Origin of the sequence: Nocardia sp. NPDC019219 (genome assembly GCF_040632645.1) — a bacterium.
In the GTDB taxonomy this organism is placed as follows: Bacteria; Actinomycetota; Actinomycetes; order Mycobacteriales; family Mycobacteriaceae; genus Nocardia; species Nocardia sputorum.
In genome coordinates this window covers 617437-630390 of sequence record NZ_JBEYCG010000001.1, presented here as the reverse complement: position 1 = coordinate 630390, position 12954 = coordinate 617437, and the positions used below count along the sequence as shown (strand labels likewise).

At 68.1% G+C, this 12954-nt stretch carries 12 protein-coding genes and 1 pseudogene; 7 read left to right on the top strand and 6 right to left on the bottom strand.

Translation table 11 applies throughout. The features are described from left to right. Positions 1-15: 15 nt before the first annotated feature. Positions 16-354, bottom strand: a complete 339-nt coding sequence (locus ABZ552_RS02845; protein ID WP_357435544.1) for a rhodanese-like domain-containing protein — start codon at positions 352-354, stop codon at positions 16-18. Positions 355-900: 546 nt separating this feature from the next. On the opposite strand from ABZ552_RS02845, the gene ABZ552_RS02840 reads away from it, so the two are divergent. Next, entirely contained in the window at positions 901-1512 is a 612-nt protein-coding gene (locus ABZ552_RS02840) for a hypothetical protein (protein ID WP_281876613.1), read from the top strand. Positions 1513-1576: 64 nt separating this feature from the next. Here the strand turns inward: ABZ552_RS02840 and msrA are convergent, their stop codons facing one another. After that, the gene (gene msrA / locus ABZ552_RS02835) at positions 1577-2257 is read right to left on the bottom strand and encodes a peptide-methionine (S)-S-oxide reductase MsrA (protein WP_357435325.1); all 681 of its coding nucleotides are present in this window, start codon (positions 2255-2257) and stop codon (positions 1577-1579) included. A gap of 191 nt (positions 2258-2448) precedes the next feature. Between msrA and ABZ552_RS02830 the strand changes: the two genes are divergently transcribed. The 3 genes from ABZ552_RS02830 (at position 2449) to ABZ552_RS02820 (ending at position 4979) form a co-directional block, all read left to right on the top strand. Further along, complete coding sequence (locus ABZ552_RS02830; RefSeq protein ID WP_039794275.1) at positions 2449-3072, top strand: superoxide dismutase; 624 nt, start codon at positions 2449-2451, stop codon at positions 3070-3072. Positions 3073-3379: 307 nt separating this feature from the next. Then, positions 3380-3907 (top strand): peptidase, encoded by a 528-nt coding sequence (locus ABZ552_RS02825; protein ID WP_159849138.1) that lies wholly within the window; start codon positions 3380-3382, stop codon positions 3905-3907. Between the two features lie 295 nt (positions 3908-4202). Next, positions 4203-4979 (top strand): TMEM165/GDT1 family protein, encoded by a 777-nt coding sequence (locus ABZ552_RS02820; RefSeq protein ID WP_281876610.1) that lies wholly within the window; start codon positions 4203-4205, stop codon positions 4977-4979. A 331-nt stretch (positions 4980-5310) separates the two neighbouring features. Here ABZ552_RS02820 and ABZ552_RS02815 read toward each other — a convergent pair. Then, a pseudogene (locus ABZ552_RS02815) lies at positions 5311-5526 on the bottom strand (helix-turn-helix domain-containing protein); the annotation flags it as partial. A 199-nt stretch (positions 5527-5725) separates the two neighbouring features. Between ABZ552_RS02815 and ABZ552_RS02810 the strand changes: the two are divergent. Beyond that, positions 5726-6493 (top strand): SDR family NAD(P)-dependent oxidoreductase, encoded by a 768-nt coding sequence (locus ABZ552_RS02810; RefSeq protein WP_063019304.1) that lies wholly within the window; start codon positions 5726-5728, stop codon positions 6491-6493. Positions 6494-6555: 62 nt separating this feature from the next. Here the strand turns inward: ABZ552_RS02810 and ABZ552_RS02805 are convergent, their stop codons facing one another. From ABZ552_RS02805 to ABZ552_RS02795, 3 genes are all read right to left on the bottom strand, one after another. Then, entirely contained in the window at positions 6556-7374 is an 819-nt protein-coding gene (locus ABZ552_RS02805) for a methyltransferase domain-containing protein (RefSeq protein ID WP_357435323.1), read from the bottom strand. 175 nt (positions 7375-7549) lie between these two features. Then, positions 7550-9508, bottom strand: coding sequence for a molecular chaperone HtpG (htpG, locus tag ABZ552_RS02800; RefSeq protein WP_281876605.1), 1959 nt, complete (start codon positions 9506-9508; stop codon positions 7550-7552). Positions 9509-9534: 26 nt separating this feature from the next. After that, complete coding sequence (locus tag ABZ552_RS02795; protein ID WP_281876604.1) at positions 9535-11346, bottom strand: TM0106 family RecB-like putative nuclease; 1812 nt, start codon at positions 11344-11346, stop codon at positions 9535-9537. A 379-nt stretch (positions 11347-11725) separates the two neighbouring features. On the opposite strand from ABZ552_RS02795, the gene ABZ552_RS02790 reads away from it, so the two are divergent. After that, complete coding sequence (locus ABZ552_RS02790) at positions 11726-12370, top strand: DUF6474 family protein (RefSeq protein WP_281876603.1); 645 nt, start codon at positions 11726-11728, stop codon at positions 12368-12370. A 14-nt stretch (positions 12371-12384) separates the two neighbouring features. Then, positions 12385-12915: a hypothetical protein gene (locus ABZ552_RS02785; RefSeq protein ID WP_281876602.1), complete on the top strand. Its 531-nt coding sequence runs from the start codon at positions 12385-12387 to the stop codon at positions 12913-12915. The last annotated feature ends 39 nt before the right edge of the window (positions 12916-12954 follow it).

Sequence of the window (12954 nt, the reverse complement as noted above, 5' to 3'; positions counted from 1 at the left end):
CACCTCGTTCTTTCGTCAGTAGATCTTCGCCTCGTGGTCGCCTTCCGCGACCAGCGGTCGACCGGCCTGCTGCCACGCCACCATGCCCCCGTGGACCTGAACGGCCTCATAGCCGATGTGCGTGAGGTATTCGACCACCTGCAGGGACCGGCCGCCCTGCCGGCAGATGACATAGAGCTCCGCGTCGTACTCCAGCTCGTCGATCCGGGCGGGGACGTCGACCATCGGGATGTGGATCGCTCCCGGGGCGTGTCCGAGCCGCCACTCGTCGTCCTCGCGGACGTCGAGCAGGATCGGTCGCGGCGTGTCGGCCGGCGCGGGGACGCTGTCGAATTCGGCAGGCACGTCCTCCACCGTCACCGACGGAACGTGGGGGCTCGTCACAGATTCGATCCTGCCATGGGCGGCGGGCCGCCGTGCAGTTCCATGCCCGGGGAGCGGCCTCGACAGCGCGCGACGACTTCAGGTATGTTCTCTGCTCCGGAACTCGACCGCGCCCCCGCTCGATGCGGGTTGTGCATAACTCGGGCGAAGTTATCCACATAATCCACAGCCTGATCCACAAGGCGTGCTGCCGACCAGCGTCCACCCAGCTCGCGGCACTCATTAGCTACTGTTCAGTTACCTACTGCGGGGATTTTCCATACTTCTGGTCCGCAATCGAGTGGTGTGCCCATACCTGATGACTGGATTCGGCCCCAACGGGCAGCGATGCGAATGGCCGATCCGGGACTCCCCTCCTGTCCATCCCGGAGCGGCCATTCGTCGCCGACCTCGGAACCTGCGGCCGAAGAGGTTCCGATAACTACTTGGACGGGCCCGGCCCGCGATCGGTTCCATCGAATCGTGAACACCGCCGAAATACCGCGATCCGGCAGTGGCGATCGGTAGCCTGGGGCTATGAACGCGAGCAGGGGGCTACGCCACGGACTGGATACCGCAGGGCTGAACATCGCGTTGTCCGAGGCCACGTGCCTCGGTCTCGCGGTCGACGAGCCCGCGGGCGAATTGCGGCTCGACCTCGAGGTGCTGACTCTCCCCGAGCAGGGGACGGCGAACGAGGACTATCGGGTGCAGGTGACGTTGACCGGCGTGAGCCGGGTCGCCGCGTCCCTGCGCACACAGCACTGGGACGACCTCGAGCCGCAGGTGCTGCCGCTGCAAATGGATGGCCTGGACGAGGCCATCCGGAGTTTCGGCGGCGGTCGGCTGCACGGCTGGGAGTTCGTCGACCTCGACGACAGCAGCTGGGCGTTGTGGAGGGAACTGCTCAGCTTCGACACCCGGATCCGCGATCACGAGTCCACGCACGTGCTGGAGTTCTCCCAGGAGGAGGGCATCGATCCGCGCGAACTGGACATCCGGGTGTGGTTCGACGACATCGTCGTGCACGACGCGCGCGGCAAAGAGATCCCCTTGGCGGACTTCATCGCGGGCGGCGCGCGGTGGTGGCAGGCGCATGACGCGGGTGATCCCCGGGCGACCCGTCCCGGCATCGCTCCCCCGCTGTGAGCGCTGCCTCCGCGATCATCACGAGCGAACCGCGCATCCGTCGACGGAGGTGCGGTTCCTGTGTTCAGGCGCCCGTGCCCACCGGGCAGCTCACTCCGGTGGCATGCACCGGGCAGTATCCGCCGGGGTTCTTCGCCAGGTACTGCTGGTGATAGCCCTCGGCATAGTAGAAGGCCGCCAGGCCGGGCAGCGGCGAGATCTCCGTGGTGATCTGCCCGTATCCCGCCGCGGCGAGGCGCTTGCCGTATGCCTCGGCCGTCGACCGGACCAGATCGGCCTGCTCGGCGCCGAAGGTGAAGACGGCCGAACGATATTGGGTGCCGCGATCGTTGCCCTGACGCATGCCCTGGGTGGGGTCGTGGTTCTCCCAGAAGTGCCTGAGGATGCCTGCGTAGCCGATCACGGCGGGATCGAATACGACGAGCACCGCTTCGGTGTGCCCGGTCCGCCCGCTGCAGACCTCTTCGTAGGTTGGATTCGGCGTGTACCCGCCGACATAACCGGCTGCCGTGGTGTAGACGCCGTCGAGTTCCCAGAAACTCTTCTCCGCACCCCAGAAACACCCCATCGCGACGACCGCGAGCTGGAGCCCCTCGGGGAACGGCGGATGGATCGGGTGACCGTTGACGTAGTGGGTATGCGGCACGTCGAGCGGCTCCGCCCGGCCCGGCAGTGCTCGCTCCGGCGCGACCATGGCGGGTTCGGGGAGGCTCAGACGCCCCACTAGTTCGTCGTACCACGACATGGTTCGATGCTACGCGTGCGTTTCCACTGGGGCCGATGTGCGGGATGTGACGGTGCGCGACCCGATGTGTGTGAGCGGCGTCACCGGAATGTGCGGGCGTGGGCCCGAGTTGGAATCGACCGGGTGTACGAATGATGGTTGGCTGTGCTCGGAACAACGGGCACAACCGGCCCGACATAGGAAGGGACATCGTGGCTGAGTACACGCTGCCAGATCTGGATTACGACTACAGCGCCCTGGAGCCCCACATCTCCGGGCAGATCAACGAGCTTCATCATTCCAAGCACCACGCCGCGTACGTCGCCGGCGCGAACACCGCGTTGGAGAAGCTGGAAGCCGCTCGCGAGTCGGGCGATCACAGCGCCATCTTCCTGCACGAGAAGAACCTCGCGTTCCACCTGGGTGGGCACGTCAACCACTCGATCTGGTGGAAGAACCTCTCCCCCAACGGCGGCGACAAGCCGGTCGGCGAGCTCGCCGCGGCGATCGACGACCAGTTCGGTTCGTTCGACAAGTTCCGCGCGCAGTTCACCGCGGCGGCCAACGGCCTGCAGGGCTCCGGCTGGGCGGTGCTCGGCTTCGACACCCTCGGCCAGAAGCTGCTGACCTTCCAGCTCTACGACCAGCAGGCCAACGTCCCGCTGGGCATCATCCCGCTGCTGCAGGTCGATATGTGGGAGCACGCCTTCTACCTGCAGTACAAGAACGTCAAGGCGGACTACGTCACCGCTTTCTGGAACGTCGTCAACTGGGCCGACGTGCAGGAGCGCTTCGCCAAGGCGACCTCGCAGGCCAAGGGCCTCATCTTCGGCTGAGCCGGCTCAGCACCCGAACCGGGTCCGCGAATCCGTCCGCCCCGCGCGGCCGGGATCGCGGGCCCGTTCTGTTTTCCGGCGACGCGGACGCTTTGCCGAGCACGCCGCCCCGCGCCGCGTATGCGGGCTCGGCGAGGTGAGGCCCTATCCGCCGCGTACGCAGCACGATTGCCCGCCGACCGGTCCTCCGGCTGTCCGATTGGCACTCTTTGGTACTTGTGTGCCAGGTGACTCGTGGTTCATATTCGGAAATCCACACAAATAGCACGGGCAAGGTCGCCCCCGGGTTCGACAACGGGAGGCAGGAATGCGCACGAACGAACCGATCGGCATCACGCCGTTTCACTCGCGCGGGTCGCTACGCGGCTTCGTGATCTCCGGCCGCTGGCCGGACACGACCAAAGAGTGGGCCCAGGTACTGGTACTAGCGGTGCGTGTGGCCACGCTACCGGGCTTGCTGACGACCTCGACGGTGTTCGGAGTCCGCGAGGACCTGCCCGACGATCCCGCCCCCGGCACGGTCGGCTTGGTGATCGCCGAAGGCCCCGTTCTCGGCGACGAAGCGGTCGAGCCGGGTCATTTCGCCGAGCACGTGCCACCGGCGCTGCTGATGTTGCATCCGCCCTGCGAGACGCGCCCCTCGCTGCCCGAATGCGCGGGCGCGGCATCCGGCTGCGTCTTGCTGCCCGGTGTGCCCCATCTGGGGCTGGAACACCGCGCCGCCTGGGTGGAGGCGGAGTCGGACGGAACGGTTACCTCCCTGGTCAGCCGGGTCGGGCTCGATCCGATCAGCGATCCCGACACCGCGGTTCTGGCCATGCTGCTGGCCGCGTGAGGGTAACCGAATTTCCGGACGTGGATCGCCAAACTTATTGTGCGCATTGCGATTTCGATTACAGCGGGTTGGCAGGAGCGGCTCGCGCCGGTAGAGTCGGCTGCAGCGAAGGGGAGTAGCCCCCAATTGCGCAGTCGACATACTGACCCGCCGGTCCATTCGGGCCCGGGTCCGGCTGTGTGAACCGGCATCCGTCCGGTGGGCGAGACCTTCGGCCTGGACAACCATTTCGTTGTCGGCCGGAGTCCACCCGTATCTCCGGCCGGCAGGCCGGAGACCTGGGAGCCGCCAACACATGATCGCCACGGTATTGCTGAGTATCGGCATCGTCTTCCTCGCCGAACTGGGCGACAAGTCCCAGCTGATGGCGCTGACGTTCGCGCTGCGCTATCGCTGGTGGGTGGTGCTCGGCGGCATCGCGACCGCCTCCGCCGCGGTACACCTGATCTCGGTCGGCGTCGGCCACTTCCTCGGTGCCGCCCTGCCGACCACGGCGATCGCGCTGATCGCCGCCGTCACCTTCCTCGCCGTCGGCCTGTGGACCCTGCGCGAGCACTTCGGTCCCGGCGACGACGACCCCGAGCCGAAGACGCCGAAGGCCGCCGGTGCGCCGTTCTTCGTGGTGCTGTCCGCGTTCCTGCTCGCCGAGCTGGGCGACCGCACCATGTTCGCGACCGCGGCGCTGGCCACCGACTACGACTGGGTAGGCGTCTGGCTGGGCTCGACCATCGGCATGGTCGCCGCCGACGCGCTCGCCATCGCGCTGGGCATCCTGGTCGGCAAGCATCTGCCGGAGCACGCCATCGGCATCGGCTCGGGCCTGCTGTTCCTCTACTTCGGTGCGGCGACGCTGTTCGGCGCGGCCGCACCCGGCCTCGGCGGCGTCGCGGTGGCCGGGCTCGCGGCGCTCGCCCCCGCGCTGGCCGGTGCGGCGCTGCTGCTCACGCGGATGGCTCGCCGCGCACGTCCAGCGCGGCCCCGTACAGTCCGCCGCCCCGGCGCAACAGATCCAGCAGCGGTTCCCGCAGCGCCAGCAGGCCGGCCGAGTCCCCGGCCGCGATCCGAGCGGTGACCATCGCACCGACCGCCGCGGCCAGGGCCTGACAGGCGAAACGCTGCTGCTCGGTCCGCGCGTCGAGCACGGCGGCGATCAACTCGACGAACCGCTCTTGCAACTGGGCCCGGCGCGCGATGGCCGCCGACCCCACCGCGAAGACTTCGACCAAGAACAGCCGCGCGCTCGCCGGGTCGTCCACCAGATAGTGGAGATAGGCGCGCAGGATCCGATCCATCCGAGCCACGGCGTCGCTGTCGCCTTGCCCAGGCGCGGCCTCCTCCTGTTCGGTGGCCTCGGCGATCCGGTCCAGCAACAACTGCACCGCGCGCTGATAGGCCGCCTCGAAACAGTCTTCTTTGGAACGGAACTGCTCGTAGAACGTCTCCCGCGACACGCCCGCCCGCTTGAGGATCGCCGCGACAGACGTTCCGATGTAACCGTTCTCAGCCATGGCCTCCGCCGTCGCGACGAGGATCCGCTCACGCTGCGAGGCGATCACCTGCTCCCGCGGCAGGCCGTGCCTCCCGCGTGGCAGACGTGCGCTGAGGGCCGATTCGGTCATACGGAGACTCCGGTGTTCGGTCGAGCTGACTGGGCTGTTCCATTCTGCGCGGTCGGTTCTATCGTCCGGCCGGACAGGGGGCGCGCCGGGAACACCGATCGGTAACGAGTCGCGGGAGCCATGCGGGGCCGCGCGCCGAGCACCGGTTAGGGTGCAATTGACGAAAGGCCAACTGGCTGTCACAAACGAGAGGACCATCGTGGAGATTTCGGGTTCCGCCGCCATTGTCACCGGAGGCGCATCGGGCCTCGGCGCCGCCACCGCCAAGCGCTTCGCCGAGCTCGGCGCTACCGTCTTCGGACTCGATGTACCGCAGTCGATCGAGCGCGCCGGCGACAATGTACCCGCCGGGGTCACCCTCATTCCCGCCGATGTCACCAGCAATGACGAGGTCAGCGCGGCCGTCGCGCAGGTCGCCGAGTCCGGCGCGCCGTTGCGCATCGTGGTCAACTGCGCCGGTGTCGGCTGGGCGGGCCGCATCCTGTCCAAGAACGGCCCGCACGACCTGGAGCTGTTCCGCACGGTCATCACGGTTAACCTGCTCGGCACCTTCAACGTCATGCGGCTGGCCGCCGACGCGATCGCCAAGACCGACGCCGTGGACGAGTACGGCCAGCGCGGCGTCATCATCAACACCGCCTCGGTCGCCGCCTTCGAGGGCCAGATCGGTCAGATCGCCTACTCCGCGTCCAAGGGCGGCGTGCACGGCATGACCGTCCCGGCCGCGCGTGACCTGGCTCAGTTCGGCATCCGGGTGAACACCATCGCCCCCGGCATCATCGACACCCCGATGCTGGCCGGCGTCACCGAGGAGTACCGCAAGGGCCTCGAGGCGGGCGTGCCCTTCCCGTCCCGGCTGGGCCGTCCGGACGAGTACGCGCAGCTGTCGCAGTACATCGTCGAGCACGACTACCTGAACGGCGAGACGATCCGCATGGACGGCGCACTGCGCATGGCGCCGCGGTAATTCCGTTCCGCTCTCCCGGCAGCGCGCGGCTCTTCCTCGGAAGAGTCGCGCGCTGTCGTCTGTCACGCCTGCGGCTTGTGACCGATGCCGAGGTACGCCGTGGTGGACAACGGGGAGTTCGGCCGGTATTTCTCGGCCAGGAACCTTTTCATGACGGCGGCGCGCCGAGCCCACTCCTCCGCGCTCACGCTGTGGCGCATGAGTTCCAGCGGGGCGCTGCTGCGCACCATGGTTTCCCACATCTCCTCGGGATCGCCGAAGGTCAGCGCGATCGAATGCCGCTGGATGGACACGGCTTCGAAGCCCGCGCCGCGCATCTCCGATTCGAAGACCTCGGGATTCTCCAGGCTCAGGAAGTTCGGTTGCGGCTCTTGGATGTTCGGGTCGGCCGCGGCCAAGGCGCCGAACATCATCCGCATCAGCGGCGAGTCCGCGATCGGCGCCCAGCTCGACACCACCGCGGTGCCACCCGGCCGCAGCACGCGGAACAGTTCGGCGAACCCGCGGGCGCGATCCGGGAAGAACATCAGGCCGAACATGGAGAACCCCGCGTCGAAGCGGTCGGATTCGTACGGCAGATCCTGGCCGTCGCCCACCCTCGCGCGAATGTTCGTCAGCCCGGCGGCGGCGGCGACCTTCGCCAGACGCGCGATCATCGACTCCGCGAAATCCAGCGCCTCGACCTGCGCCACCTGGCCCGCGGCCGGCAAGCTGAGCGTGCCCGGCCCCGCCGCCACATCCACGATGTGCGATGTGGGCAACAACGACGCGAACTCGAGCGCCCGCACCGCGAACGGCTGCATGATGGCGGGTGCGAACTCTGCGTATCCGTCGGCGACCAGATCCCACGGCTCGGACACGGCAAGCGGGTTTGCGGACATGTTGTGACAATCCTTTCAGACATCCACATCTAACCGCGCCACCCGGGGGCGAACTCCCCAGTCCTGCGAATATGCCATCTCGGCGGTCACCGTAGCCGAGAAATGGCCGAAATACCGCCGACCGCACCGGCCGCGACCGGAGGACAACGGCGTGGTCCTCCGGTCGCGGGCGATGTCACAAGGTGCGGGTGAGCCGATCGGTGAGGATATGGGCGAAGTGCGCCGGATCCTTCAGTTCACCGCCCTCGGCGAGCACCGCCGTGCCGAACAGCAGTTCGGCGGTTTCCGACAGCTCGGTCGCCGTACCCGCGTCGGCCTCGTCCTTCTTCGCCGCGTACGCATCGCGCAGGCCGGTGACCAGCGGGTGGGTCGGGTTGAGCTCCAGAATGCGCTTGCTCTCCGGCAACGCCTGGCCCGACGCGCGGTACATCCGCTCCAGCATCGGCGTGAAGTCGAAGACGTCGCCGACCAGGCAGGCCGGGGAGGTGGTGAGCCGGTTGGTCAGACGCACCTCCTTGACGTTCTGCTCCAGCGTCTTGCCCAGCCAGGTCAGGACATCGGCGAAGTCCTTGTCCTGCTGCTCGCGCAGCGCCTCGGAGGCCTTCTTCTCCTCCTCGGTCTCCAGATCGACCTCGCCCTTGGCGATGGACTGGAACGCCTTGCCGTCGAACTCCGGCACCGAACCGACCCACATCTCATCGACCGGATCGGTCAGGATCAGCACCTCGCGGCCCTTGGCCTTGAACGCCTCCAAGTGCGGGGAGCTCTCGACCTGCTGACGGGTCTCGCCGGTCATGTAGTAGATCGTGTCCTGCCCCTCGGGCATCCGCTCCACATACTGCGCCAGCGTGGTCAGTTCGGTATCGGAGTGCGTCGAGGCGAACGAGGAGACCTGCAGGATCGTCTCGCGGTTGTCGAAATCCGAGAGCAGACCCTCCTTCAGGACGCGGCCGAACTCCTTCCAGAAGGTCTGGTAGCTGGTCTGGTCCTCGGCGCCCTGCAGATCCTTGACCGTGGACAGCACCTTCTTCACCAGGCGCTTGCGGATCATCTGGATCTGCCGGTCCTGCTGCAGGATCTCGCGGGAGACGTTGAGCGACAGGTCCTGCGCGTCCACCACGCCCTTGACGAAGCGCAGATACTCCGGCATGAGCTCTTCGCAGTTGTCCATGATGAACACGCGCTTCACGTAGAGCTGCACGCCGCGCTTGTGCTCGCGGGTGAACAGGTCGAACGGCGCGTGCGAGGGGATGAACAGCAACGCCTGGTACTCGAAGGTGCCCTCGGCCTTCAACGGGATGATCTCCAGCGGATCGTCCCAGCCGTGGCTGACGTGCTTGTAGAACTCCTTGTACTCCTCGTCGGAGACCTCGCTCTTCGGGCGCGTCCACAGCGCTTTCATCGAGTTGAGCGTCTGGTCCTCGAGGACGGTCGTCTCCTTGGCGTCCGCACCCTCGCCCTCGGTGACGGTCCGCTCCACCTGCATGCGGATCGGCCACGCGATGAAGTCGGAGTACTTCTTGACGATCTCCCGCAGCTTCCATTCCAGCGTGTAGTCGAAGAGGTGATCCTCCTCGTCCACCGGCTTGAGGTGCAGCGCGACCGACGTGCCCTGCGGGGCTTCGTCGAGTTCTTCGATCGTGTAGGTGGAGCTGCCCGCACTCGACTCCCACCGGGTGCCGGTGGTCTCCCCCGCACGGCGGGTGGTGAGCGTGACCTTGTCGGCCACCATGAAAGTCGAGTAGAAACCGATGCCGAACTGGCCGATCAGCTCCTCGGCCGCCGCCTCGGACTTGGCCTCGTTCAGCTTCTTGCGCAGCTCGGCGGTACCGGACTTGGCGAGGGTGCCGATCAGGTCGACGACCTCGGCGCGCGACATGCCGATGCCGTTGTCCCGCACGGTCAGGATCCGGTTGTCCTTGTCGACCTCCAGCTCGATGTGCAAGTCGGAGGTGTCGACGTGCAGATCCTTGTCCCGGAAGGACTCCAGCCGCAGCTTGTCCAGCGCGTCGGAGGAATTCGAGATCAGCTCCCGCAGGAAGGTGTCCTTGTTGGAGTAGACGGAATGGATCATCAGCTCGAGCAGCTGATGGGTCTCTGCCTGGAACTCGAGTTGTTCGACGTGCTCTGTCACGTCGCGATGGTACCGCTGCGCGCCGGCTAGGGAGTCGAAGGAGGCACCACCGCGTAACCCGCGACGGCCTCGGGCGACCGCGGATCGGAAAGCGGCGGGAAGTCGGCGAGACCGGGGACCTCGGCGTCGGCGCGGTTCGTCATCCACTCGCGCAGCACCTGGGTGGCGCGGACGTCGTCCTCGTTGTACTCCAGCAACCGGGTGCGCTGGGTCGCATCCGGCGCGGCGCCGTCGTAGCCGACCGCGAGCCGATACCAGCTCATCGACGCCTCGCCGCCCGCCTCGGGGTCGCGCCACGAGAACCCGGCGACCGGCGCGATCTTCTTCAGCCCCTTGCCGTTCGGGCAGATGAACTGGTCGGAGACGGCCTGGAACATGTCCACCCACTGCGGCCCGTCCACGAACGCGCGCACCTGCTCCACCGTCGGCACGCCCGGTCGGCCCGCGAACCGGCGCGCCGATTCGTACAGCCACTTGTCCTCGGCGGTGCGCGAATAGCAGTACGCCGCAAATGTCTTGCCCGCCGCGGCCGCCTCGGCGCGCACCGTCATCAGCCAGGTCCAGAACTCGCCGAAGGAGCGGCCCTCGTCCTCGGTGGGCAGCGGATCCCAGGTGACGAATGGGCGGTAGACACCGTTCAGCAGCGTCCCCCAGAGGTAGGCGCCGTATTCCTGGAAACTCTCCAGGTCGACGTCGACCTCCACGTCCGCCCGCCGCACCCGCACGCGCTCGACTCGCCGCACCACCGGCGCGCCCGCGATCCACGCCCGCGCCGTGACCACGGCCTCGTCGAACGGGCCGTGCTGCCAATCCTCGGGATCCTCCCCCACCCAGGCGGCGAGCTCGTCGATCGTCTCGACGTTGTGCCTGCGCAGCACGTCCGCCCGCGAGCCGGGCGCCACCAGGCTGACGTCGCGGTGCTCGATCAGCCAGTCCTCACAGCTCGGGCCCTCGATGCCGCGCGTCCACCACGGGCACTGCCTGCACTCCGGCACCTTGGAGGGGACGGTCGGCAGCTCCCCGCGCACCACCGCGATCCGGTCGGCGTAACGACGGTCGTAATCGGCCAGCAGCGGGGCCAGATCGTGGACCAGGATGCGATCGAAGTCGAAGCCGATGACACCGCCGAGCAGCGCGGGACTGGCCAGACCGTGACGTTGCAGCATCCGGTGCAGATGGGCGAGCCGCTGTTGGTCGCGGGGCTGCTGCCGCAGCTTGCGGTGCGGGTCCGGTCGCGGATTCCAGTGGTAAGGGTCGGAGGTGGTGGGGTGGAAGTCGGCCGGTTCGGGCTGACGCGGGTCGGTCACCTTGTGGTTCACCACGATGACCGGGATGTACCCGCCGCGGTCGGCGTCGCGCAACAGGATCTCCGAGCCGCCGCGCCTGCCGGTGTCCGGCTCCTGCGGTAGCAGTCCGCCCCAGATGTGCCGCGTGCCGGCTTCGCACGCGCGCATAGTCGCTTCGGCGCGCTCGGTGGCGCGTAGACCGGGATCGATCACCACCCAGGCGTCGGGATCGGCGCCGACCAGCGCGTCGCGCACCCGGGCGCGGTGCGCGGCGGCGGCGTCCCGCCGCTGGCGTACGCCCGCGTCCTCCACGACGCCCGCCAGCGCGCCGGGGTGCGCGGCGTCCAGATGCAGCCGATGGCGGCAGCCGATCAGCGCCCTGGCATCGATGAAGGCGGTCGGCACGTCGGTGGCCCGATCCACGGCCGTTCCGTTGCGCTTGCGACCATCCCGGTCACCGATGTCCGAATCCACGCTAAGCAGTATGGTCCCTACCCCCGACAGTATTAAATTTCCAGCGCCTGCGGCGCTGGGTGTTCGCGGCCCCCTCATGGCTCGCGTTCGAGCGACCGCCGCTGGCGACTTCGTCGCGGACGCGGCGGCCGCTCGAACGCGAGCCGGGCCGCGAACGGCGCATGCTCGGTCTCGCTCCGCTCGAAACCGGGAGTTCAGGTGGGTGGTTGCGTCAGGTGGTAATCGCCGCATCCAGCGCAGGCAGCAGGGACGCGAGATATCTGGCCGGCTCGCTCGGGGCCGAAAGTTCGGTCGACCGAGGTGATGCCGCTTCGGCAGGTGCGGAGTGCGGGGGCCGCACTACCCTCGCAGCTGAGACCGGGGACCCGATAGGGTAGCGGCAAAGCGTGTGACATGGGCGGACGGGCTTCCCCGGCGTCGTACTGCCATGGCGAACCAGCATGACGGAGGGCCTTCGATGGGGTTGTTCACGAAGCGCAAGCGGCGGCCGAGCCGCAGGGCCGAGGCGAAAGCCCTCAAGCACAAGGCCGCGATCGAGGCCAAGCTCGCCGCGAAGAACGACCGCAAGGCACGCCGCGCCGAGGCCCGCACCCAGCGCAAGGTGGCCAAAGCGCAGATCGCGGCGTTCCAGGCGGAGGAGAAGGCCGCGCTGAAGGTGGCCGCCAAGGCCGAACGCGATCCGTTCAGCGCCGGCCAGGTGAAGAAGTATCTCGGCGTGGCGCGGGTGCTCATCCCGGTGCTCGCCCCGCTCGCCTACCGCGGCGCCACCTTCCTGCGCGGGCAGTTGGACACCCGCCGCGCCCAGCAACTCGGCGTGGGCATCGACCAGCTCGGCGACTTCAGCGGACACGGCGCCAAACTGCAGGCGCGCATCACGAATGCCGAAGCGGCCCTGGCGAAGATCGGCGCGCAGGACGGCAAGGACAAAGGCGAGACGCAGAAGTTCGTCACCGCCACCAAGGACCGTCTCGGCAGTCTGACGGCGGCGGTGCACACCTCCGACCAGATGCCTGCCAACCGCCGCCGTTCGGTGCACGCGTCCATCTCCCACGAACTGTCCGGGATCGAGTCCGACATCCTGGCCCGGCTCGGCGTGCGCTGAGCGTCCCCGTCCCGATGTCCCCGCACCCGATCACCGGCCACCTGCGTGGTGGCCTGGTCGGCGTGCTCGTCGGCGTCTTGGCCGTGGCGGCGCACGGGGCGGCGGGCGGAGGTGCGCCGCGCACCACCGAACTGACGTTGCTGCTGCTGATCGCCGCCGGATTCGGTTCGGCCGCGGGAACCCTGCGGGCGCACCCGTGCGTCGTGGCCGGGTCGCTCGGCGCCGGTCAGCTGCTGAGCCACGTCGCGCTGTCGGTTCTGCTCGGCCACGACCACACCGAAAGCGGCTCCAGCGCAACGTCATCCCCATTGCCGACCGGAGGGATGCTGCTCGCGCACATCGTCGCGACTGCCGCCTGCGCGGCGCTGATCGTGCTCACCGAGCGGCTCTACGCCGCCGCCTCCGGCGCACTTCGCGCGATACTCGCGCCGCCGCGGAGGGCACGGATCGTCGGCGCGCCGCTCTGGCCGGATTCCGGCCTTCCGCCCTATCGCTGTGCTCCGCTCGGTGCGCTCGGCCCGCGCGCGCCGCCGGTGTCGGCCTGACCGCCCGACACCCATGTACCTTCGCACAGGAAGCTTCAG